Annotated in this window: 26 protein-coding genes; 14 read left to right on the top strand and 12 right to left on the bottom strand. The window is 69.5% G+C overall.

The window, feature by feature from the left end; translation table 11 throughout:
* The first annotated feature begins 3 nt into the window (after nt 1–3).
* A complete protein-coding gene (pstB, locus tag IEY81_RS12725) occupies nt 4–777 on the top strand; it encodes a phosphate ABC transporter ATP-binding protein PstB (protein WP_189118851.1) in 774 nt (257 codons plus the stop codon).
* Between the two features lie 158 nt (nt 778–935).
* Here pstB and IEY81_RS12720 read toward each other — a convergent pair whose 3' ends face one another.
* From IEY81_RS12720 to IEY81_RS12710, 3 genes are all read right to left on the bottom strand, one after another.
* On the bottom strand, nt 936–1,937 hold the full coding sequence (locus IEY81_RS12720; RefSeq protein ID WP_189118850.1) for an inorganic phosphate transporter: 1,002 nt from the start codon (nt 1,935–1,937) through the stop codon (nt 936–938).
* 104 nt (nt 1,938–2,041) lie between these two features.
* On the bottom strand, nt 2,042–2,659 hold the full coding sequence (locus tag IEY81_RS12715; protein WP_189118849.1) for a DUF47 domain-containing protein: 618 nt from the start codon (nt 2,657–2,659) through the stop codon (nt 2,042–2,044).
* Nucleotides 2,660–2,740: 81 nt separating this feature from the next.
* On the bottom strand, nt 2,741–4,936 hold the full coding sequence (locus IEY81_RS12710) for an RNA degradosome polyphosphate kinase (RefSeq protein WP_189118848.1): 2,196 nt from the start codon (nt 4,934–4,936) through the stop codon (nt 2,741–2,743).
* A gap of 116 nt (nt 4,937–5,052) precedes the next feature.
* On the opposite strand from IEY81_RS12710, the gene IEY81_RS12705 reads away from it, so the two are divergent.
* The gene (locus tag IEY81_RS12705) at nt 5,053–6,099 is read left to right on the top strand and encodes an alpha/beta hydrolase (RefSeq protein ID WP_189118847.1); all 1,047 of its coding nucleotides are present in this window, start codon (nt 5,053–5,055) and stop codon (nt 6,097–6,099) included.
* A 71-nt stretch (nt 6,100–6,170) separates the two neighbouring features.
* Here the strand turns inward: IEY81_RS12705 and IEY81_RS12700 are convergent, their stop codons facing one another.
* Together IEY81_RS12700 and IEY81_RS12695 are read right to left on the bottom strand one after the other, a co-directional pair.
* Nucleotides 6,171–8,846 (bottom strand): coiled-coil domain-containing protein, encoded by a 2,676-nt coding sequence (locus IEY81_RS12700; protein ID WP_189118846.1) that lies wholly within the window; start codon nt 8,844–8,846, stop codon nt 6,171–6,173.
* 118 nt (nt 8,847–8,964) lie between these two features.
* Nucleotides 8,965–9,324, bottom strand: a complete 360-nt coding sequence (locus IEY81_RS12695) for a DsrE family protein (RefSeq protein WP_189118845.1) — start codon at nt 9,322–9,324, stop codon at nt 8,965–8,967.
* Between the two features lie 99 nt (nt 9,325–9,423).
* Here IEY81_RS12695 and IEY81_RS12690 point away from each other — a divergent pair, with 99 nt between their 5' ends.
* The 3 genes from IEY81_RS12690 to ygfZ are packed head-to-tail and all read left to right on the top strand — an operon-like array spanning nt 9,424 to nt 11,332.
* Nucleotides 9,424–9,927, top strand: a complete 504-nt coding sequence (locus IEY81_RS12690) for a heme-binding beta-barrel domain-containing protein (protein ID WP_189118844.1) — start codon at nt 9,424–9,426, stop codon at nt 9,925–9,927.
* A gap of 5 nt (nt 9,928–9,932) precedes the next feature.
* Complete coding sequence (locus IEY81_RS12685; protein WP_189118843.1) at nt 9,933–10,367, top strand: Fur family transcriptional regulator; 435 nt, start codon at nt 9,933–9,935, stop codon at nt 10,365–10,367.
* Nucleotides 10,364–11,332 carry a CAF17-like 4Fe-4S cluster assembly/insertion protein YgfZ gene (gene ygfZ, locus IEY81_RS12680; protein ID WP_189118842.1) on the top strand — a complete coding sequence of 323 codons (969 nt, stop codon included), beginning with the start codon at nt 10,364–10,366 and terminating at the stop codon, nt 11,330–11,332. The genes IEY81_RS12685 and ygfZ overlap by 4 nt, the downstream gene beginning before the upstream one ends.
* Nucleotides 11,333–11,429: 97 nt before the next feature.
* Here the strand turns inward: ygfZ and IEY81_RS12675 are convergent, their stop codons facing one another.
* The 3 genes from IEY81_RS12675 to IEY81_RS12665 are packed head-to-tail and all read right to left on the bottom strand — an operon-like array spanning nt 11,430 to nt 14,094.
* Nucleotides 11,430–12,425, bottom strand: a complete 996-nt coding sequence (locus IEY81_RS12675; protein ID WP_229787796.1) for an ADP-ribosylglycohydrolase family protein — start codon at nt 12,423–12,425, stop codon at nt 11,430–11,432.
* Between the two features lie 9 nt (nt 12,426–12,434).
* Nucleotides 12,435–13,310, bottom strand: coding sequence for a mycothiol synthase (gene mshD / locus IEY81_RS12670; RefSeq protein ID WP_189118841.1), 876 nt, complete (start codon nt 13,308–13,310; stop codon nt 12,435–12,437).
* Nucleotides 13,311–13,347: 37 nt separating this feature from the next.
* Nucleotides 13,348–14,094 (bottom strand): response regulator transcription factor, encoded by a 747-nt coding sequence (locus tag IEY81_RS12665; protein ID WP_189118840.1) that lies wholly within the window; start codon nt 14,092–14,094, stop codon nt 13,348–13,350.
* Between the two features lie 122 nt (nt 14,095–14,216).
* Between IEY81_RS12665 and IEY81_RS12660 the strand changes: the two genes are divergently transcribed.
* On the top strand, nt 14,217–14,486 hold the full coding sequence (locus IEY81_RS12660) for a MoaD/ThiS family protein (protein ID WP_189118839.1): 270 nt from the start codon (nt 14,217–14,219) through the stop codon (nt 14,484–14,486).
* A 51-nt stretch (nt 14,487–14,537) separates the two neighbouring features.
* Here IEY81_RS12660 and IEY81_RS12655 read toward each other — a convergent pair whose 3' ends face one another.
* Nucleotides 14,538–14,972, bottom strand: a complete 435-nt coding sequence (locus tag IEY81_RS12655) for an Hsp20/alpha crystallin family protein (protein ID WP_189118838.1) — start codon at nt 14,970–14,972, stop codon at nt 14,538–14,540.
* Between the two features lie 93 nt (nt 14,973–15,065).
* On the opposite strand from IEY81_RS12655, the gene IEY81_RS12650 reads away from it, so the two are divergent.
* The 5 genes from IEY81_RS12650 (at nt 15,066) to IEY81_RS12630 (ending at nt 17,754) form a co-directional block, all read left to right on the top strand.
* On the top strand, nt 15,066–15,356 hold the full coding sequence (locus tag IEY81_RS12650) for a MerR family transcriptional regulator (protein WP_189118837.1): 291 nt from the start codon (nt 15,066–15,068) through the stop codon (nt 15,354–15,356).
* Between the two features lie 42 nt (nt 15,357–15,398).
* Nucleotides 15,399–15,863, top strand: a complete 465-nt coding sequence (locus tag IEY81_RS12645) for a thioredoxin family protein (protein ID WP_189118836.1) — start codon at nt 15,399–15,401, stop codon at nt 15,861–15,863.
* 242 nt (nt 15,864–16,105) lie between these two features.
* A complete protein-coding gene (locus IEY81_RS12640; RefSeq protein ID WP_189118835.1) occupies nt 16,106–16,567 on the top strand; it encodes a DUF4395 domain-containing protein in 462 nt (153 codons plus the stop codon).
* 37 nt (nt 16,568–16,604) lie between these two features.
* Nucleotides 16,605–17,453 (top strand): sulfurtransferase, encoded by an 849-nt coding sequence (locus tag IEY81_RS12635; RefSeq protein WP_189118834.1) that lies wholly within the window; start codon nt 16,605–16,607, stop codon nt 17,451–17,453.
* Between the two features lies 1 nt (nt 17,454).
* Nucleotides 17,455–17,754 (top strand): DUF1416 domain-containing protein, encoded by a 300-nt coding sequence (locus IEY81_RS12630; RefSeq protein ID WP_189118833.1) that lies wholly within the window; start codon nt 17,455–17,457, stop codon nt 17,752–17,754.
* 74 nt (nt 17,755–17,828) lie between these two features.
* Here IEY81_RS12630 and IEY81_RS12625 read toward each other — a convergent pair whose 3' ends face one another.
* Both IEY81_RS12625 and IEY81_RS12620 read right to left on the bottom strand, forming a co-directional pair.
* The gene (locus tag IEY81_RS12625; RefSeq protein WP_189118832.1) at nt 17,829–18,452 is read right to left on the bottom strand and encodes a hypothetical protein; all 624 of its coding nucleotides are present in this window, start codon (nt 18,450–18,452) and stop codon (nt 17,829–17,831) included.
* Complete coding sequence (locus IEY81_RS12620) at nt 18,449–18,967, bottom strand: RNA polymerase sigma factor (protein WP_189118831.1); 519 nt, start codon at nt 18,965–18,967, stop codon at nt 18,449–18,451. The genes IEY81_RS12625 and IEY81_RS12620 overlap by 4 nt, the downstream gene beginning before the upstream one ends.
* Before the next feature lie 156 nt (nt 18,968–19,123).
* On the opposite strand from IEY81_RS12620, the gene IEY81_RS12615 reads away from it, so the two are divergent.
* From IEY81_RS12615 to IEY81_RS12605, 3 genes are read left to right on the top strand one after another with little or no spacing between them, the layout of a single operon-like run.
* Complete coding sequence (locus IEY81_RS12615) at nt 19,124–19,441, top strand: hypothetical protein (RefSeq protein ID WP_189118830.1); 318 nt, start codon at nt 19,124–19,126, stop codon at nt 19,439–19,441.
* Complete coding sequence (locus IEY81_RS12610; protein ID WP_189118829.1) at nt 19,425–20,003, top strand: hypothetical protein; 579 nt, start codon at nt 19,425–19,427, stop codon at nt 20,001–20,003. The genes IEY81_RS12615 and IEY81_RS12610 overlap by 17 nt, the downstream gene beginning before the upstream one ends.
* The gene (locus IEY81_RS12605) at nt 19,985–20,809 is read left to right on the top strand and encodes a beta-keto acid cleavage family enzyme (RefSeq protein WP_189118828.1); all 825 of its coding nucleotides are present in this window, start codon (nt 19,985–19,987) and stop codon (nt 20,807–20,809) included. Before IEY81_RS12610 ends, IEY81_RS12605 begins: the two co-directional genes overlap by 19 nt.
* A 168-nt stretch (nt 20,810–20,977) precedes the next feature.
* Here IEY81_RS12605 and IEY81_RS12600 read toward each other — a convergent pair whose 3' ends face one another.
* Complete coding sequence (locus tag IEY81_RS12600) at nt 20,978–21,556, bottom strand: TetR/AcrR family transcriptional regulator (protein WP_189118827.1); 579 nt, start codon at nt 21,554–21,556, stop codon at nt 20,978–20,980.
* Nucleotides 21,557–21,636 lie beyond the last annotated feature (80 nt).

Here is a 21,636-nt window from a genome sequence, read left to right as displayed (position 1 = left end):
CCCATGTCCATCAGCGTCAAGGACGCCAGCATCTTCTACGGCGACTTCAAGGCCGTCGAGGACGTCACCATGTCCATCAAGCCGAAGTCGGTCACCGCCTTCATCGGCCCCTCCGGCTGCGGCAAGTCGACCTTCCTGCGCACCCTCAACCGGATGCACGAGGTCATCCCCGGCGCGTACGTCGAGGGGAAGATCTCGATCGCCGGCCAGGACATCTACGGCTCCGGCGTGGACCCGGTGGCCGTACGCCGCAAGGTCGGCATGGTCTTCCAGCGGCCCAACCCGTTCCCGACGATGTCGATCTACGACAACGTGCTCGCCGGCAACAGGCTCAACTCCAAGCGGATCAAGAAGGCCGAGGCGGACGAGATCGTCGAGGACGCGCTGCGCGGCGCCAACCTCTGGAACGAGGTCAAGGACCGTCTGGGAAAGCCCGGCATGGGCCTCTCCGGCGGCCAGCAGCAGCGGCTCTGCATCGCCCGCGCGATCGCCGTCCAGCCCGAGGTGCTGCTGATGGACGAGCCGTGCTCGGCCCTCGACCCGATCTCCACCGCCGCGATCGAGGACCTCATCCATGAGCTGAAGTCCGACTACACGATCGTGATCGTCACCCACAACATGCAGCAGGCTGCCCGGGTCTCCGACGAGACCGGGTTCTTCAACCTGAAGGCTGCTGGTCAGCCTGGGCATCTGGTGGAGTTCAACCCCACCAAGCAGATGTTCACGAACCCGGACAACCCGGACACCGAGGCTTATATCTCGGGGCGGTTCGGGTGACTGGTCTTCGGCTGGTGTAGGTGATCACGCGCCGAGTCGGCGCATCCGACCCCTCTCGCTCGCTTCGCTTCGCGAGGCACGGGGTCAGATGCGCCGACTCGGCTGTACCAGGATCGCGCCGACTCGGGCTGTACCAGCACCGCGCCGACTCGGCTGTTTTACGGGAGCTGGAAGACGAAGTGGCAGATGAGGTAGGTCAGGGCCGCTACGCCGCCGGCGGCGGGGAAGGTGAAGACCCAGGCCGCGACGATCGACTTCGCGATGCCCCAGCGGACCGCTGAGAACCGCTTGGTCGCGCCGACACCCATGATCGCCGAGGTGATCGTGTGGGTGGTCGAGATCGGGGCCTCCCAGACGTACGCCGTGGTGTAGAGCACCGAGGCGGCGACCGACTCGGCGGCGAAGCCGCGCGAGGGGTCCAGGTGGATGATGCGGCGGCCGAGGGTGCGCATGATGCGCCAGCCGCCGGACATGGTGCCCAGCGAGATCGCGGTGGCGGCTGCGGCGATGACCCAGAACGGGAGACCGTCGCTCTCGGAGAGGAAGCCGCCGGTGACGAGGGCCAGGAAGATGACACCCATCGTCTTCTGGGCGTCCTGGAGGCCGTGGCCGAGGGCCATCGCGGCGGCCGAGATCGTCTGCGCGATCCGGAAGCCCTTCTGGGCCCGGTGCTGGTTGGTGCGGCGGAAGAGCCACATCACCGCGAGCATGACGCCGAAGCCGAGCCCGAAGGCGACCACCGGCGAGACGAACATCGGGATGACGACCTTCTCCAGCACCGTCCACCAGTTGACGAACGCGCCGGCGGCGATGGCCGAGCCGGCCAGGCCACCGATGAGCGCGTGCGAGGAGGACGAGGGGAGACCGAAGTACCAGGTGATCAGGTTCCAGGCGATCGCGCCGAGCAGACCTGCCATGACGACGGTCAGCCCGTGGGCGCCTGATGGTGGGGTGATGGTGTCGGAGACCGTGTGGGCGACCTTCTGGCCCAGGAAGGCACCGACGAAGTTCATCACCGCGGCGAGCAGGAGGGCGATGCGCGGAGTGAGTGCGCGTGTGGACACCGATGTCGCGATCGCGTTGGCGGCGTCGTGGAAGCCGTTGGTGTAGTCGAAGACCAGGGCGACGACGACCACCCCGATGACAATGGCGAGTTCCATCAGGCGGTGCTTTCAGGCTTCCAGACGTTGCGAGCGGCGGCGCCGCCGCCGGCATGCGTGATGGCAGGCGCGTGGTAGCGCGGAATGTCGGAGATCACGGGGGCTCAGGATTCCTTGACGGCGATCTGTTCGACTGTGTTGGCGACCTTCTCCATACCGTCGATCGCGTCCTCGAGCGACTCGACGATGTCCTTCAGCTTGAGGACCTCCATCGCGTCGTACTCACCGGAGAAGAGCTTGGCGAGGATGCGACGGTGGTTCTTGTCGCCCTGGTTCTCGAGACGGTTGATCTCGATCCAGTATTCCGAGAGCTCGGTCATCGAGCGCAGGTTGGGCATCGCGGCGGCGGTGAGCTCCGCGCAGCGCTGGAGCACGGTGACCTGGTCGGAGAGCTCGGGGGGAATGGTCTCGACGCCGTAGACGAAGATCTGGTCGACGACCTCGTCCATCGAGTCCATCACGTCGTCGAGACCGGAGCCGAGGGCGTAGATGTCCTCGCGGTCGAACGGCGTGACGAAGGTCGAGTTGACCTTCTTGACCAGCGCGTGGGTGGTCTCGTCAGCGGCATGCTCGGCGTCACGCATGCGACGCGCGACGTCCTCACGATCGGCGGTGTCGCTGAGCATCTCTGCCAGCAGCGCTACGCCGCCGACGAGGTGGGTGGCTGACTCGGTGAACAGGTCGTAGAACGACGTGTCGACCGGTCGGATACGGAAACGCACGAGGGGCTCCTGGCTGGATGAGGCAGACCTGCGGGCTCATGTTAGGCGAGTCCGCTTGACACAACGCAAGCCAGGGCGTGTTCAGCCAGTCGCGGCGCGCCTGCGCTGGCGCTGTCGTGTGATCAACATCGCCTGCAGATGGTTCGCAGCGTGGTTGCGGGTCCAGGTGCCGTCGGGCTCGAGGACCCACGCGTCGGTGGTCGGTTCGAAAGCCATGTCGAAGAGTGCGCCGACCTCGGCGACCAGCTCCGGCGTGGGCAGGCGTACGAGGGCCTCGACCCGGCGGTCGAGGTTGCGATGCATCATGTCGGCCGACCCGATCCAGGCGACCGGCCCCTCCCCGTCCTCGGCGGTGGCGTTCTCGAACCAGAAGATCCGCGAGTGCTCCAGGAACCGTCCCAGGATCGAGCGCACCTCAATGGTCTCGCTCAGCCCCTCCACGCCCGGGCGGAGCGCGCAGATGCCGCGCACCAGCAGCTGCACCGGCACGCCGGCCTGCGAGGCCAGGTAGAGCGCGTCGATGATCGCCTCGTCGACCACCGAGTTGGCCTTCAGGCGGATCCTGGCCGGCCGTCCCGCCCGGTGGTGGGCGATCTCGGCGTGGATCTGCTCGATCAGGCCGCTGCGTACGTTGCCTGGGGCGACCAGCAGCTGCTCGTACGTCGCCTGGCGGCTCCAGCCGGAGAGGTTGTTGAAGAGGTGGGCGACGTCCTCGCCGATGGCCTCGTTGGTGGTGATCAGCCCCATGTCCTCGTAGAGCCGGGAGGTCTTGGGGTTGTAGTTGCCGGTGCCGATGTGGGTGTAGCGGCGGATCGTGCCGTCGGGCTCCTCGCGCACCACCATCGCCAGCTTGCAGTGGGTCTTCAGGCCGACCAGGCCGTAGACCACGTGGCAGCCGGCCTGCTCGAGCTTGCGCGCCCAGCGGATGTTGGCGACCTCGTCGAAGCGGGCCTTGATCTCGACCAGCACCAGCACCTGCTTGCCGGCCTCGGCGGCGTCGATGAGGGCGTCGATGATGGGGGAGTCGCCGGAGGTGCGGTAGAGCGTCTGCTTGATCGCCAGCACCCGCGGGTCGGCCGCCGCCTGCTCGATGAAGCGCTGCACGCTGGTCGCGAACGAGTCGTAGGGGTGCTGGAGGAGCACGTCGTCGCGGCGGGCCACCTTGAACACGTCGACGGGCGCGGCGCTCTCGACCGGGGCCAGCGCGGGGTGGGTGCTCGGCACGAACGCCGGGTACTTCAGCTGCTCCCGGTCGATGTCGGCGATGCCGTGCAGGCCGCGCAGGTCCAGCGGGCCGGGCAGCCGGAACACCTCCTTGTCGGAGATGCCGAGCTCGGAGACGAGCAGGTCGAGCGTGGAGTCGGTCATCGACTCCTGCACCTCGAGGCGTACCGGCGGGCCGAAGCGGCGGCGGAGCAGCTCCTTCTCGAGCGCGGTGAGAAGGTTCTCGGCGTCGTCCTCCTCGACCTCGAGGTCCTCGTTGCGGGTCACCCGGAACGTGTGCACCTCGAGGATCTCCATGCCCGGGAAGAGCTTGGAGAGGCGCTCGGCCATGACCTCCTCGAGGGGTACGAAGCGGTCGTTGCCGAGCGGCACGAAGCGGGTGAAGATCGGCGGCACCTTCACCCGGGCGAAGTGCTTCTTCTTCGTCTTCGGGTCACGCAGCCGCACCGCGAGGTTGAGCGAGAGCCCGGAGATGTAGGGGAAGGGGTGGGCCGGGTCGACCGCGAGCGGCGTCAGCACCGGGTAGACCCGCTCCTTGAAGAGCTTCTTGCACGCCTTGACCTCCTCCGGCGAGAGGTCCTCCCAGTGGAGCAGCTGGATGCCCTCCTCGAGCAGCGCCGGCTTCACCTGGTCGCGGAAGACCCGGGCGTGGCGCTCGGAGAGCTCCCGGGCCGTCCGCCAGATCGTGTCGAGCACCTCGCGCGGCATCAGCCCGGACGCGGCCCGCACCGCGACCCCCGCCGCGATCCGCCGCTTCAGGCCGGCGACGCGGACCATGAAGAACTCGTCGAGGTTGGAGGTGAAGATCGCCAGGAAACGTACGCGCTCCAGCAGCGGCAGCGACTCGTCCTCGGCCAGCTCCAGCACCCGCTCGTTGAACCGCAGCCAGGAGAGCTCCCGGTCGAGGAACCTGTCCTCGTACTTCTCGACCTCGGCCAGCGCCTCGTGATCGGGGATGTACTCGGGCTCGACGTCGAACGGCTGGTCGGGGACCGCGGTCAGGCTGACGGTGTCCTCGGCCGAGCGCGTGGGGGCTTGCGGGTCGAGACTCATGACACCAGTCTTCCACCCGCAGCCGGGTTCGCGACGGCCGATTTCAAGGTACGTCCGGCGACCGTCCGATGAACTACCTGTTACACGATGTCTCTGGTAACAGGTAGTTTGTGCGCATGTCGATTCTCGCGCGTGCGTCGTCCCTGATCGATCCGCTGCTGGTGCCGGTGAAGAAGCCTGCGTTCACAGCCGCGATGAACCTGCCGGCGGCGGTGCAGCGCCGGATCGTCGGCAAGCCGGTGACGTACGACGGGCAGACGCTCGCCGTGGACACGCAGACCATGCTCGCGCTGATGAAGGTGTCGGGGGAGCCGGACCCGTCGACGCTGCCGATCCCGAAGGGGCGGGCGGCGATGCTGCGGCAGACGCGGCTCGGTGGCGGCCGTCAGGAGATCGGGTCGGTGCGTGAGCTGTGGGTCGCCGGGCTCAAGGCACGGCTCTACGTCCCCGAGAGCGCCTCGGGCGACGCGCCGCTCCTGGTCTTCCTGCACGGCGGCGGCTTCATCTTCGGCGACCTCGACAGCCACGACGCACCGTGCCGGCTCATCGCCCGTGAGTCCGGGGTCAAGGTGCTCTCGGTCGACTACCGGCTCGCGCCGGAGGCACCGTTCCCCGCCGCCTACGACGACTCGCTCGCGGCCTTCCGGTGGGCGGTCGACCACGCGTCCGAGCTCGGTGTCGACCCGTCCCGGATCGGGGTCGGCGGCGACTCCGCCGGCGGCAACCTGGCTGCCGGCGTCGCGCTCGCGGTCGGTGAGGCCTGCGCGTTCCAGCTGCTCATCTACCCGGTCACCCAGTCCGAGGGGAACACCCGCAGCCGCCAGGAGCTCGGCGAGGGGTTCTACCTGACCTCGGAGTTCATCGCCGCGGCCACCGGCAACTACCTGCCCGAGGGCACGGACCCGCGCGACCCGCGGCACGCGCCGCTCTACGCCGACATCCCGGCGACCGGGGTCGCGCCGGCGTACGTCGCGACCGCTGGCTTCGACCCGCTGCGGGACGAGGGCGAGGCGTACGTGGCCAAGCTCGAGGAGGCCGGGGTCAAGGTCGTCCACAAGCGCTTCGACGACCAGATCCACGGGTTCTTCAACGTGGTCGGCGCCGGACGTACGTCACGGGCGGCCGTGCTCGAGATCGCTCGGGTGCTGCGCGAGAACCTGTAGCGGCTAAGGGGTCTCGACAGGCTCGACCACCGGGTCTGGAGGTCGAGCCTGTCGAGACCGTGTGCTCGGGGTCAGCCGGCCATGTCCGGGCGCCAGCGCAGAACCTCGCGCTGGAACGCCTCGGCGTCGACCATCGACTTGTCGACCTGGACCGCACCGGCCTCGTCGGTGTTGAAGACGACGACCCACTCGTCGGTGGCCGGCTCACCCTTGATGGTGATGTCGGTCTGGGTGTCGTAGAGGTCGTAGGTGTGGGTCTGCTCGTCCTTGCGGACGTCGAGCACACCCTCCTCGGTGACCGTGACGGTGCTCTCGGTCATGAGCGAGCCGTCCTCCGGCTTGAAGGTGCGGACGGTCAGCTTCTTGGCGCCGATCTCCTCGGCTTCCGGCGCCGGAGCGGCGCTGTCGGCACCGGGGATCTTGGCGCCGGGGAACTTGCCGGACTCGGCGAGCTTCACCGCGGCCAGCCAGCCGCTCGACCGCTGGGGGAGGGCATCGCTCGGGGTGTCGGGCAGGTCCGCGTTGCGGCCGCCTCCGTTCGGGCCCTGCCGCTTGCCGGTGGGCCGCTCGGGCAGCGCCACGGGTGCGGTCGGAGGGTTGGCGGTCGGGGCTGAGTCGACCGGCGCGGGCGCGGTGGCCTGGGAGGTCTCGGGCTCGGGCTCAGCAGGCTCGGGCCCAGCAGGCTCGGTCTCGGCGGGCTCGGTGGAGTCCGCAGGCTCGGCGGGCTCGTTCGGGACCGGCTCGAAGCTGCCGGCCGGCTTGAACGGGCCGGGGTCGGACAACGGCTGGGCCGGGGCGTCCGGGATCGGCAGCTTCGCCTCGGGCGGCTCCGGGGTCGCGGCGAGGGTGAGCTCGAGAGCCTGCATCGCCCGCTTGTTGGTGCTGCCGCCCTTCACCGCCAGCATGACGGCCTCGCGCAGGTCGGCGAGCTGCTTGGCCAGCTGGGCGCTGCGGCGCTCGGCGGACTGGCGGTCGACGATCGCCTGCTCGACCAGCTCGGTGTGGTGCAGGATCGAGGCCTCGACGGCCTGACGGTCGATCGCCTTCTGACCGGCGACCTCCTCGGCCTCGGCCCGGAGGCGTACGGCCTCGGCGGCCTGCTCCTGGACGTCGGCGAGACGGTTCATCATCTCGGTCATCCGGCGCTCGGCCTCTTCGCGCTCACGCGACTGCGTGGTGACGACCTCGGCCATCGACTCGTGGGCAGCGCGGAGCGCGACCTCCGCGGCCCGGCGGCCCTCGTTGGCCTCGGTCGCGGCTCGCTCGGCGGCGCGCCGGCCCTCGAGGGCCTGCACGGCGAGGTCGGCGTGCTCGGAGGCGCGCTGGTCGGCGGCCATCCGGGCGAGATTGGCAGCCTCGGCGGCCTGCTCGGCCTGGGAGGCGAGCTCGGTGAGCTGGCGGTAGCGCTCCTCGTTCTCGTTGGCCTCGTGCGCGGCGGCAGCTGCGAACTCGGCGTACTGCTTCGCGCTCTTCTCGGCCTCGAGACGGGCGTCGTTGGCGGCGTCGGCGGCCTTGAAGGCGCGCAGCGCGGCCTCCTCGGCCTCGGTGCGCGCGGCGAGGGCCTCGGCCGCGACGGCGTACTGGTCGGCTGCCGCCGCCTCGGCCGCGGCGCGCGTCATCGCGTGGTCCTCGGCGTTGGCGTCGGCGGACTTGCGCTCCTCGTAGGCCTCCTTCGCCGCCTCCTCGGCCTCGGCACGGGCGGTCGCAGCGGCCTCGGCCGCGGCGTAGGCGGCCTCGGCGGCGGCCTCGGCCTCCTTGCGGAGCCGCTCGGCCTCCTCGGCCTGCGTCGCCATGGCGACCGCCGACTCCTCGGCGGTGATCCGCGCGGCAACGGCCTTCTCGGCCTCGGTGGCGCGGTCGTTGGCGGCCTGCTCGGCGGCCTGGCGGGCGGTGAACGCGGCCAGCGCCTCGTCGGCACGGCCGGCCGCAGCCGCGTCGGCCTCCGCGCGCATCCGCGCGAGCTCCTCGGAGCGGTTGTCGGCGTCGGTGCGGGCGGCGTAGGCGGCCTCGGCGGCGGCCTCGGCCTCGCTGCGGGCCTCGTGGGCGGCACGCGCCTCGTCGGCCGCCTTGCGGGCGGCCTTCTCGGCCGCGGCCAGAGCGTCGCGGAGCTCGTCCATCTCCTCGAGACGGTCCTCGGCGGCGGCTTCGGCCACGCTGCGGGCGGCGTAGGCGGCCTTGGCCAGCTCGGCGTGCTCGGCTGCCTTCTCGTGAGCCTCGGCTGCGGAGGCGGCCGCAGCGGCAGCCTCCTCGGCGCGGAGTCGAGCGGCCTCCTCGGCCTCGGCGCGAGCGGTGGTCTGCTCCTCGGCGGCGCGGGAGGCCTCCAGGTAGCGACGCTCGGCCTCCTCGAGCTCCTTCGCGCGGGCGACCGCGGCCTCCTCGGCCTCGGCGCGCTCCTTGGCGCGGCTGTCGGCGAGCTTCTCGGCCTCGACCCTGGCCCGGGCGTACTCCTCCGCGGCCTTCTCGGCGGCCTCGCGCGCCTGGTGGGCGTCGGCGGCGAGCTCGGCGTGGAGCTTGGCGGTCTCGTCTGCCTTCTCGCGGGCGGCAGCGTGCTTGGCAGCGGACTCCTCCGCCACCAGCCGCTCGGCCGCCTGCTCGGCGGCTGCTTGCTCGGCGGAGATGCGGAGCGACTCGGCTGCCGCGGCAGCGCGGGCCAACTCGGCAGCGCGCGCCGTCAGGTCCTCGTCGTCACCCGGCTGGGCGGCCGAATCCCGGCTCCACCACTTGCCACTGGGGGTCTGCGTGCTCACGGGGGTGAATGCTAACGGCGAAGTAGGTGGTATGTGGAGTCTCCGAGATGATTAACACGTCCGCCAGGTGGAACTACAACGGCGTAATTCTGACAGTCGTCCAAAGACTGCCGTCGGCTCAGTAGACGAGCGCCTGCACACCGTCGCGCAGGATCTCCTCGGCGAAGACGAAGGCACCCTTGATGACGACGCCGTCGATGAGGTCGTCCTCGGAGAGGTCGCGCCGGGAGGCGCACTGGCTGCACACGGTCACCTGGCCGGACTCGAGGACCAGCGCGATCAGGTCCTGCAGCGGCGCGGCGTTCTCCAGCGTGAACTCCTCGGCGCGACCCGGCACGGCGAACCAGGTCGCTTCGCCGGTGAGCCACAGCGACACCTTCGCGCCGGCGGTCGCGGCCGCGGAGGCGACCGTGAAGGCCTGATTCGTACGCTCGGGCGTCTCGGCGCCCACGGTCACCTTCACCACGAGTTCTCGCATGCTGCGACACTAGCGCCTCGTCTCGGCCGTGCGGTTCGAACCCGGCGGGATGGCGCTTGCGTTTCGGGCCGTGAGCGGCGTACGGCCTAAACTCGATGTGTGGCTTTCGAACTTCCGGAGAACCTTCACCCCGATGCCGGCCCGTGCGCGTGGATGCTCGGCACCTGGCAGGGCAACGGACACGGCGACTACCCGACGATCGACAAGTTCGAGTTCGGGCAGGAGCTGATCTTCACCCATGACGGGCGACCGTTCTTCCACTACTTCGCCCGCTCGTGGATCGTCGACCCCGAGACCGGCGAGAAGGTGCGTGACGCCGCTCTGGAGACCGGCTTCCTCCGCTTCCGTCCTGAGGGCGAGGTCGAGTGGGTGATGACGCACAACACCGGCATCATCGAGGTCTGGTACGGCAAGGCCGAGGGCGGCAAGCTCGACATCACCACCGACGCGGTCGGTCGCACCCAGACCGCCAAGGAGTACACCGCCGGCAAGCGCCTCTACGGCAACGTCGAGGGCGACCTCCTCTACGCCTTCGACATGGCCGCGATGGGTCAGGCCCTGCAGCCGCACCTGTGGGCGCGCCTCAAGCGGGTCGCCAAGTAGCAGCCATGACCGAGGCGGCTGAGGACTGGCGCGAAGCCCTTCGGGCGAAGGGCTACCGGCTCACGCCCCAGCGCGAGCTGGTCCTCGCCGCGGTCGAGCGGCTGCGCCACGCCACCCCCGAGGAGGTGCTCGCGGTCGTACGCGAGTCGTCCTCTGCCATCAACCTCTCCACCGTCTACCGCAACCTCGAGGTCCTCGAGGAACTCGGCCTGGTGCGCCACGCCCACCTCGGCGAGCGGGCCTCGACCTACCACTCCGTCTCGGGCCGTCCGCATTTTCATGCGGTGTGCAGGAAGTGTCAGAAGGTCACGAGCGTTGACCCCTCTGTGGCCGACGGAATCTGCGAGCGGCTGCGCGAGGAGTACGCCTTCGAGGTCGATGTCGCTCATCTGACCGTCTTCGGGGCGTGCGTCGATTGTTCTTCCGAGGAGTCAGAGTGACCGAGACCAGCCCCACCAGCCCGCTGTTGTCCCTGCCCGGCGCCGTCGCCGGCGACGGTGTGGACGCGCCGGTCGCGGCCCACTACGGGTCGTTCAACCTGGAGCAGCGCACGCTCGCCTCCGGCGAGGGGTTCGTCGACCTCTCCCACCGCGACGTGGTGCGGATCGCCGGCCCGGACCGGCTGACCTGGCTCCACTCGCTCACCTCGCAGGCGTTCGAGGGCCTGGCTCCGGGAGCCTGGACCTCCGCCCTGATCCTCTCCCCGCAGGGCCACGTCGAGCACTTCTTCTCCGGTGTCGACGACGGCGCCTCCTTCCTGGCGTGGACCGAGCCCGGCGCCGGGTCCGCCCTGGCCGGCTACCTCGAGCGGATGAAGTTCTGGTCCGACGTGACGGTGACGGCGGAGCCGTCGACCGCCGTCGTGTGGCGGGGCGGCGCCTACTCGTTCGTGCCGCGCGAGTCCCTGGAGGCGTACGCCGCCGCCGCGGGCCCCGCCTGCGGCTTCTGGGCCTTCGAGGCTCTCCGGATCGAGCGCGGTGAGCCGCGTTTCGGCGTCGACACCGACGCCCGCACGATCCCCAACGAGGTCGGCTGGGTGCCCGGCGCCGCCGATGTCGTCGGACCCGACTACGCCGTCCACCTCGACAAGGGCTGCTACCGCGGCCAGGAGACCGTCGCCCGCGTCCACACCCTCGGCCGCCCGCCCCGTCGCCTCGTCCTCCTCCACCTCGACGGCTCCGAGAACCGCCTCCCCGCCCCCGGCTCGGAGCTGGTCCTCGGCGAGAAGACCGTCGGCTTCCTCGGCTCCTCGGCCCGCCACCACGAGCTCGGCCCGATCGCCCTGGGACTGGTCAAGCGCAACGTCCCCCTCGACGCGCAGCTCGTCGTCGACGGCATGCCGGTCGCCCAGGAGGTCCTCGTCGACCCCGAGATCGGCCTGCACATCCGGCCGCTTCGGAAGTGACCTGCTCCTCGGGTGAAAGAAATGCTTCTTTCACCCGAGGGCCAGACGATGTCGCCGACGAACGTCCCGGTCGACTCATCTCGGTCTGTGAAGCCCGTCAGGGTCGGGACCGCAGCCCCGCCCTGACCGCGTCGTGGACGAGGGTGATGAGGAAGTCGCCGGGGATGCCGGGGTAGCCGTGGCTGAGGGCGCGCCACTCGGTGGGGACGGCGGAGGCGCCCCAGCGGGCGCCGAGGAGGCCGCCGGCGATGGCGGCGACGGTGTCGGTGTCGTTGCCGATCCGGATGGCGGTGTTGAGGGCCTCGACGTAGTGGGTGCCCGGGTCGTGCTCGGGCACGGGGGTCTGTGCGATCGCCGACCACGCCGCTTGGAGGGCGGTGACGACCCAGCCGTTGGGGTTGAACTTCCCCGGCGCCTCGGTCTCGGCCTCGTCGAGCTTCTCGGCCCAGAAGGAGGCTTCGGCGGGGGAGAGGTGGGCGAGGCCGGAGCGTACGTCGATCTCGCCGTGCACCACCGCGTGCTCGATCGCCAGCGACCACAGCGCGCAGCCCGACCGGGCGTGCTCGTCCCAGTGGGTCAGGGCGCTCACCGCGGCGGCGGCCTCGGCGACGGCGGGGCGGTCGCCGAGGTAACGGAGCGGGACCGCGGCGGTACGCATCAGGGAGCCGTTGCCGCCGGTGTGGCGGGTCATCTCGTGGAGCTTCTCGGAGACGTGGCGCAGCTGGGCAGCGGTCGGCGCGGGGCCGGCGGTGTTGAGGACGCGGGCGGTCTGGTTGCCGATGTCCTTCGGCTCCGTCTCCGACCACTCCCGGAAGTTGCGGCTGACCGCGGTCAGGCCCTCCTCGGTGCGCAGGTCGAGGCCGCTGGCGGCGACGTCGAGGATGCACCACGCCATGGTGGTGTCGTCCGTCCACTCACCAGGGGCGAACGGGCCGAGCCCGCCGCCGAGCATCTGCGCCCGCTCGTCGTCGCCGAGAGGAGGCCGGTCGAACTCGTAGTGCGCCCCGAGCGCGTCCGCCACCGCGGTCCCGACGATGGCCCCGACGGCCCGGTCGCTCTGAGCCTCTGTGAGTTGGGATCGGTTCAGCTGCACGCGATGACACTAGCGGCGGGTGTACTGCACATGGGTGTCCGCCGCGGCGCGGGTGAAACCGAGTCCTTCGTAGAGCTTCACGGCCGGGGTGTTGTCGCCCTCGACGTAGAGATGGATCGCGCTGATCCCGACCTCGGCCAGATGGTTCAGGCCGAGGAGCGTGACCAGCTTGCCGAGCCCGCGGCCCTGCGCGGCGGGGTCGACCCCGACGACGTAGACCTCGCCCTCGGTCTCGCTGTGCCGCTTGGTCCAGTGGAACGCCAGAAGCCTTCCCCCGGTGGTCGAGCTTGTCGAGACCTCCCCGTTGGTCGAGACCCCCCATGCAGTGATCAGCCCCTCCGGATCGAACCACGGCTCCGACATCCGCTCCCGCAGCCCGGCCTCGTCCAGCGAGCCCTGCTCGGGGTGGTGGGCGAACGCGGCCGCATTGACCCGGAGCAGCTCCGCCTCGTCGCCGGGTTCGAAGCCGCGGACGACGACGCCGTCGGGGGCCTCGGGAGCGGGCGGGAGATCGGTGGACGGGCGGCGCATCACCCACAGCTCACGGGTGCGCTCCCAGCCGTGCCTCTCGGCCAGCGCGGCGGCCGCGGGACTGTCGCCATGGGACCACGCCGTCGTGCCGGCCGGGAGCTCGCCGGCCTGCAGCAGCAGTTGTCGGCCGAGGCCGACCCCACGGTGCTGGGTCAGTACGACGAGCGACAGCTCTCCAACGGTGGTCGAGCCTGTCGAGACCAACAGCCCGAAGCCGCGTACGTCTCCCCAGATCGTCACGTCCTGCGGACGGTTGCGCAGCGTGAGGAGGGTCGCTTCGTCGAGCGGTGCCACCCCGTCGTACGCCTCGGTCGCTTTCGCGATGGCCAGGACCTGCTCGACGCTGAGTGCCATGTGGTCAGCCTAGGGTGCGCGGCCTAGGGTGCGCCGGCTAGGCGTCGGCCCCCAGCCGGGGCGACGGGGCGAGGCGCGCGCCGTCGGCGGCGGCCTCGTTGTTCTTCGAGGGGAGGACGAAGCGGTAGCCGACGTTGCGGACGGTGCCGATGAGGGTTTCGTTCTCCGGGCCGAGCTTGGCGCGGAGGCGGCGTACGTGGACGTCGACGGTGCGGGTGCCACCGAAGTAGTCATAGCCCCAGACCTCCTGCAGCAGCTGCTGGCGGGAGAAGACGCGGCCGGGGTGCTGGGCGAGGAACTTCAGGAGCTCGAACTCCTTGAAGGTCAGGTCGAGCGGGCGGCGGCCGATCTTCGCGGTGTAGGTGGCGTCGTCGACGACGACCTCGCCGGAGCGGATGACATGGGCCTCGGGGTCGGAGGCGTCGCGCGCCGCGGAGGTGCGGCCGATCGCGAGCTTGATCCGGGCCTCGAGCTCGGCCGGGCCGCAGGTGTGCAGCACGACGTCGTCCATCCCCCAGTCGTGGGAGACGACGGCGAGACCGCCTTCGGTGGCGACCAGGAGGACGGGGACGTCGGTGCCGGTCGTGCGGATCAGGCGGCACAGGTCACGAGCCTGCGCGAGGTCCTGGCGACCGTCGACGAGCAGCAGGTCGGAGTCGGGCGCTTCGAGGAGCGCGCTACCTTCAGCAGGAAGGATCTTCACCTGGTGACCGAGGAGCGCGAGCCCGGGGAGGACCTCGGCCGATGGCTGGAGCGAACTGGTCAACATCACGAGCGAGCTCATGGAGGGTGCCTCTCGGTCTATGAAAGAGGAGCACCGAAACGCAACATTGAGCCTCGGTGAGGTGATCGTTGCACCATATTAACGAAACCTCGCGGTGACATAGGAAGGTTGTCCACGAGAAAGTGACGAACGTTATAGAGGTCCGCTACTGGGCGGCGGCCAAGTCTGCGGCCGGGACGGCCGGAGACCGCCTGGAGTTCGACGGGACGATCACCATGGCCGATGTCGTACGCCGTGCCGCAGAGCTGCACCCCGGCACTCGGCTCCGCGAGGTCCTCGCGGTCTGCTCGGCTCTGATCGGCGACCAGCCCGTGGGTACGGCGGACCCCGGCGGGATCGAGGTCCCGCCGGGGTCCACAGTGGAGTTCCTCCCGCCGTTCGCGGGGGGATAGGTCCCGCCCCGACGACTCACCTGCGTAAGGGCCTGACGGGGCGGGCCACGATCAGCTCTCGATCGCTGCGGGCTCCTGCTTGGGGGCCGTGGCGATCTCGATCTTGCGCGGCTTGGCCTTCTCGGCGACCGGGATGACCAGACGCAGCACGCCGGCGTCGTACGCAGCCTCGATCTTCTCGAGGTCGAGGTTGTCGCCGAGCACGAGCTGACGGCTGAAGCTGCCGCGGACGCGCTCGTTGGCGAGCATCTGCCAGTCGCCGTTCTTCGCGACCCGCTCGGCCTTCACGGTGAGCACGTTGCGCTCGACGTCGAGGTCGATGGTGTCCGGGCTGACCCCGGGAAGGTCGAACTCGATGACGAACCGGTCGCCCTCGCGCCAGGCGTCCATCGGCATCACGGCCGGACGGTTGGTGGTCCCGCCGCCCAGGAGCTGCTGGGTGAGACGGTCGAACTCGCGGAACGGATCGGTGCTTCGGATCAGCATGATTCCCTCCTCACGGGATCTATATTTGGTGTTACAGGTTTTATATATGCCATCGACTACAAGATTTCAAGTCGTCGTGTCAGAATCTTTGGCGTGAGCGAGCGAACCAGGGCCGTCTACGCCATCTCGGTGGCCGCCGACATGGCTGAGATGCAGATCCAGAACCTCCGCGTCTACGAGCGGCGTGGACTGGTCGACCCTGCACGTACGTCGGGGGGTACCCGCCTCTACTCGATCGCAGACATCGAGCGGCTGATCCGTATCCGCGACCTGCTCGCCGACGGCCTCAACCTGGCCGGGATCGCCCGTGTGCTGGCTCTGGAGGAGGACGTACGTCGCCTCGAGGACGCCAACGAGGAGCTCCGGAACGCCTCGCGAAAGTGACCGGCGGGAATGATCAGGGCCGGGTTCCGGTTCAATAGGTATATGAGCACCGGAGCCTGGATCGCTGTCGTCGCGATCGTCGCCGCCCTCGCGTTCGGCCTGTTCCGGCTGTTCACCGATGGACGGTTCAGAGGTACGAAGGAGCTGCCTGTGTCCGGTGAGCCCGCCGAGACGAGCGCCGCCTCCGCATGGGGAGCGGTCGCCGACGCGCTGGGTGACCAGGTGCTTGGCGAGCGGGCCACCCTGGTGCAGTTCTCCAGCGCCTTCTGCGCCCCGTGCCGGGCGACCCGCCGCATCCTGGGCGAGGTGGCCGAGCTGGTCCCGGGAGTGGTGCACCTCGAGGTCGACGCCGAGCATCACCTCGACCTGGTGCGCCGCCTCGACATCCTGCGTACGCCGACGACGCTGGTGATCGACGCCGCCGGCAACGAGGTCGCGCGCGCCTCCGGAGCGCCCCGCAAGGAGCAGGTCCTGAGCGTGATCCCTGCTGTGGGTCTCGAATCCTGATACGCGTGTCCATATTTCGGGACATTGATTTCGCCGCCGCCCAGCGGTCGCGCTACTGTCTTGGCATGTTCTCGACCATGCTGACCAAGCGCCGCGCAGTGGATCACTGCCGCGTGCGCTCGGCGCTGTGTCGTTCCTGCATCTGATTCCTTGAGATTGTCGGCTGAGTCGGCCCTCGGGATCGCTTTCGCCTGTCAGGCTCGTCCTGACGACCCTTCCTCCACTCTCGCAGGAGCACACCCATGTCCGAGACCTCGCGCCAGACGTCTACCCAGACCGGAATCGACCCCCGTGGCCCGCAGTTCGCTGCGGCGCTGACGGTCGTCGTGCTCGTCCTGGCGCTGCTGCTCCCACAACCGTGGGCGCTCGTGGTGACGGCCATCCAGACGGTGCTCTTTGCGATCGGAGCGGGTCTCGGCGTTCAGCGAACCCCGCATGCCTGGCTCTTCAAGAAGCTCGTACGTCCGCGCCTCGGTGCGCCGAGCGAGCTCGAGGACCCGGCGCCGCCCAGGTTCGCCCAGGGTGTCGGCCTCGCATTCCTCGTGGTCGCGCTCGTGGCGCACCTGCTCGACGCCACTCTCGTGGCGCAGATCGCCCTCGGCCTCGCGCTGGTGGCGGCTGTGCTCAACGCGGTCTTCCGCTTCTGCCTCGGCTGCGAGATCTACCTGCTGATCAGGCGACTGGGTCCCACCCCGTCGGCCTGACCCCTGAACGCAAGAAACACCAACGAAAGGTACCTAGATGACCCGCGAGAACTCCCTCGTCTCCGCCCAGTGGGTGGAGGAGCACCTCGACGACCCGAAGGTCGTGCTGATCGAGGTCGACGAAGACACCACCGCCTACGACAAGGGCCACATCAAGGGCGCCATCAAGCTCGACTGGACCACCGATCTGCAGGACCAGGTCCGTCGCGACTTCGTCAACAAGGACCAGTTCTCCGCTCTGCTCTCCGAGCGCGGCGTCGCCAACGACGACACCGTGGTGCTCTACGGCGGCAACAACAACTGGTTCGCCGCGTACGCCTTCTGGTACTTCAAGCTCTACGGCCACCAGGACGTCAAGCTCCTCGACGGCGGCCGCAAGAAGTGGGAGCTCGACTCCCGCGAGCTGACCGATGAGGCCGTCACCCGCGAGGCGACGACCTACACCGCCAAGGACCAGGACCTCTCGATCCGCGCGTTCCGCGACGAGACCGTCGAGGCCATCGGCGTGAAGAACCTCGTCGACGTGCGATCGCCTGACGAGTACGCCGGCCGCCTCCTCGCGCCGGCCCACCTCCCGCAGGAGCAGGCCCAGCGTGCCGGTCACGTGCCGACCTCGATCAACGTGCCGTGGAGCAAGGCGGCCAACGACGACGGCACCTTCCGCTCCGACGAGGAGCTGCGCGAGATCTACGGCGCGGCCGGCCTCGACGACAGCAAGGAGACCATCGCCCTGTGCCGCATCGGTGAGCGCTCCTCGCACACCTGGTTCGTGCTCAAGGAGCTCCTCGGTCACGAGAGCGTGAAGAACTACGACGGTTCCTGGACCGAATACGGCTCGCTCGTCGGCGTCCCCGTGGCCGTCGGTGACGAGCCTGGGGAGGCCTGAGATGTGCGGAGCGACTGAGGGCGGGCTCTCGCTCGCCGGTGTCGACGTCGCCAAGGAGGCCGTCATCCAGGGTCAGGTGACCCGCGACGGCTCGCCGGTCCATGGTGCCTACGTCCGGCTGCTCGACCGCAGCGGCGAGTTCACCGCCGAGGTGCCGACCTCTGCGACCGGCCACTTCCGGTTCTTCGCCGGCAACGGCGAGTGGACCCTGCGTACCCTCGCGCCGAAGGCGGACCCGGTGGACAAGAAGGTCCACGCCGCGGTCGGCAACGTCGCCGAGGTGACGATCCCGATCGGCTGATCCTTCACCGATCACCGTCGACCGGCCCGTCCTGCTCCGGCAGGGCGGGCCGGTCGCGTTGTGTCGGCTGTTGCTCAGGTCTCGTCCGAGGTGCCGGGCGGGAGTCGTCGGTTCAGCGAGAACAGCCGGCCGAGCACCGGCATCAGCACGATGTTCATCGCGTGCAGGAAACCGATGGTGAACAGGATCCCCGCGACCCGGGCGAAGGTGTCGCCGAGCTGGCCGGCGGTGATGTCGCCGTACGTGCCGTACCAGTCGCGTGACGGCTCGAAGCGGGTCGTGGCGAGGATGTAGGCGGCGAAGATCAGGTAGTAGACGATGTCGGTCAGCACGATGTAGCTCTTGCCGGTCCGCGGGTTGTCGTGGAACACGTCGGCGGCGTACGCGCGACCGAACCGTTTGATCAGCGGGCCGAGCCAGAGCGCTATCGCGACGAGCAGCGCCGTGGTCGCGATCTCGAGAGTCCACCAGGGCATGGTTGCCTCCCCGTTCAGTTGACGGATCTTGTTGAGTGCGGCCACGGCGCCGATCGCCGCGACCGCGACGGTGACGGCCGCAGCGATCTGCCGGCCTCGGCGACGGCGGGCACGGTCGTCCGCGATGCTGTCGACGACCCGGGAGAAGAGATCGGCCGAGGCCTGCGGTGGACGCTCTGCGTCGCCCATCGCCTCCCGCAGGAGCTCGTCGAGCCGACTCATCGGGTGTCCTCCAGGGCTGAGGCCAGAGCCTTGCGTCCGCGCCGCAGGTGGGTCTTCACGGAGTTCTCCGAAAGGCCGAGCGCTGCGGCGGTGGCAGCGACGCCGAGGTCGTAGTAGTAGTGCAGGGTGAGGCACTCCCGCTGACGCATCGGCAGCGCCCGCAGAGCCTCGATCACCTCCGCCCGCGCGGCCCGACCGTCCGCGATCTCCTCGGTGGACGGTTCGTCGGGATCGGCGGGCGGCCGGTGACGGAACGAGACGAAGCCGCGCCGGTTGTGGTCGCGCGCGAGATTGATGACGGTCCGCCGAAGGTACGCCGTCGCCTTGCTCGGGTCGCGCAGGCGGTGGATGTGCCTGGACAGCCGGATGAAGGCCTCCTGGACGAGGTCCTCGGCCGCTGTCTTGTCGTCGACGTACCACCGAGCCATGTGCACCAGAGCAGCTCCCTCGTCCGCGAACAGCGCCCCGAGGAAGCCGTTGTCAGCGCTCTCGTCGGCGCCGATCCGTACGTCCATGGCACTCGTCCCATCACCTCGTTGACGAGTGAGACGGGTCTGGGGGTGACAGCCCCCGAGCAGAAAAGAAACTCCTTCGGCCGGTCACCCTCCGTGGCCGGCACAGACGTCTTCGAAGCGATTCTACGAATTCGTCACGTCCGAAGGAGGGGACAAATGTCCTATGTGCATGACCCCCATACGGCTCAGCAGCTCGCGGCTGAGCACCGTGATCGCGAGATCGCCGCGTGCCAGGCCGGGCATCGCGTCGAGATCGCCAGACAGGCTCGCCGGCAGGAGAAGTTCGCCCAGCAGATCGCACGTCAGGCCGAGATCTACGAGCAGATCCCACAGCCGCAACCGGCCGTGGAGTGGCTCCCGAAGCCCCGGCATCAGCACACCGACAGCATCTTCGTCCTGGTGAGGCGGATCGGCGAAGCCGTACGCCACCTGGTCGGCCGCGACGGTAGGACTCCGGGTGTCCAGGCGCGGTGATCTCGGGCGCTCGCTCCTGCTCTATGCCGGGCTCGGGCTCGGCTGGGCCATCGCCGCCCGCCTCTTCATGCGGCTCTTCACCGACGACCCCACGTTCACCCTCTCGGGGACCGGTCTGATCGTCGCGCTCGTCCTGCTGGCGTTCGTCGGGCTGGGTGCGGTCCGCGGCGCCCGTCTCTCAGGACGTACGCGTTGGTGGAGGCTCGCGCCGGTGCCGGGGCTGCTGCTCGTCCTCGGCCCCGGGATGCTGCTCCTGCCGTGTCTTCTCGCAGGCGTCATCGCCGGCCGCTGCCGCAGGTCGTCGGTCCAGGTGGTGATCGCTCTGGTCGGGGCCGCTGCGTCTCTTGCCCCGCTCGTCATCCTGGCGGCAGACGCGACGGACAACCCACCGCTCCTGTCGTTCGTCATGGGGATCGTCCTCTACTCCGGCTGCGGGCTGGCGCTCGTCGCTGCGGCGCGGGAGTGGTCTCGACCTTGGCTGGATTCACCGGATTCGAAAGGAAATATTGCGGTCCAACAGGGAGCTGACGATAGGTTGTCCTCATGTCTGGACTCCTTGTGACCGTTGCCCCGACCGGAGCAGAAACCGCGAAGGAAGACTGTCCGCAGCTGCCGACGACGCTCGAGGAGCTGGTCGCGACGGCGGTGGAGTGCGAGGCGGCCGGCGCCCGGATGATCCACGTACACATCCGCGACGACGACCACGCCCCCACTCTCGACCTCGGCCGGCTGACCGACACGGTCGACGCGCTGCACGAGAAGACCGACCTGATCGTCCAGCTCTCCACGGGCGGCTCGGTGCACGACCCGCTCGACCAGCGGTTGAAGGTGCTCGACGCCGGCCCGGACTCGTGCTCGCTGACCATGGGCACCACCAACTTCGGCGACGACGTCTTCTCCAACCCGTGGCCGTTCATCACCGAGCTCTATCAGCTCACCCAGGAACGCGGTGTCGTGCCCGAGTTCGAGCTCTTCGACCTGGGGCACGTGGCGTCGCTGCAGCGGTTGCTCGGGAAGTACGGGCTGCCCGCAGGCGGCAAGGTCCACGTCGACTTCGTCATGGGCGTACCCGGCGGCATGCCCGGCACCTCCGCCGCCCTCGTCGCGGCCGTCGCGGCACTGCCCGACGAGGTGACCTCGTGGTCGGCCACCGGCATCGGCCGCTCGACCCTCCCTGTCATGCTCACCTCGTTGGCGATGGGTGGACACCTGCGCGTCGGCATGGAGGACGTGCTCACCCTCGCCAAGGGCGTCCCCGTCGAGGCCAACCGCCAGCTCGTCGAGCGCGCCGTCGAGGCCGCCGCCGTAGCCCAGCGCACGCCCCTGAGTGCCGAAGAAGCCTGGGCCCTGCTCGGCCTGAAGCTCTAACCCCCAACCCCGACTCGGCGCATCTGCCTCAAAATCTGACGCCGAGTCGGCGCATCTGCCCCGGAATCTGACGCCGAGTCGGCGCGTCTGCCCCACGTACGAGTGACGTCTCGGGGCAGTTGCGCCGACTCGACGTCTCTGGGTGGGGCAGTTGCGCCGACTCGGCGTCTATTTCTGGGGCAGATGCGCCGGGTCGGCGGTGAGGTAGCGGTCGATGGTGGGCGCTACCCAGGTGACGATCTCGTCGGGGGTCATCTCGACGATGGGCGGGAGGCGGAGTACGTAGCGGCCGAGGGCTACGCCGAGGAGCTGGGTCGCGACGAGGGCGGCGCGGCGTGGGGCTTCGGTGGGGTCGTGGCACAACGGGGCGACGGCGGCGGCCACCTGGCTGGCGAAGATGCCCCGCATCTGCTCGGCGGCCTGGGGGTCGGAGGCGGCGCGGCGGAGGAGGGCCATGAGGGTGCCTTCGGCGTCCCAGGTGCGTACGAAATGGGCGGCCATGACCCGGCCGGCCTCACCTGGTGCGGCGGTGGTGAGGTCGGGGAGGGCGAGGTCGATCGAGGCGGCGACCTTGAAGAGCTCCTCCTTGTTGCCGAAGTAGCGCATCACCATCGACGGGTCGATCTGCGCCTCCGCGGCGATGGCGCGGATGGTGGTGCGGTCGTATCCCTGGCGCGCGAAGTGCTCGCGGGCGACGGCGAGGATGCGTTCTCGGGTCTCGGCCCCGGACCGGCGCGTGTCAGGCATGTCAACGATTGTAGGCCAACACCTGTTGACGTCAAGATCGAGTGCGCGCTACCTTGGTCAACATCAGTTGGCCAACACTT

This window comes from Nocardioides luteus, assembly GCF_014648595.1.
GTDB classification, from domain to species: Bacteria; Actinomycetota; Actinomycetes; order Propionibacteriales; family Nocardioidaceae; genus Nocardioides; species Nocardioides luteus.
This window is presented reverse-complemented; position numbering and strand designations above follow the sequence as displayed.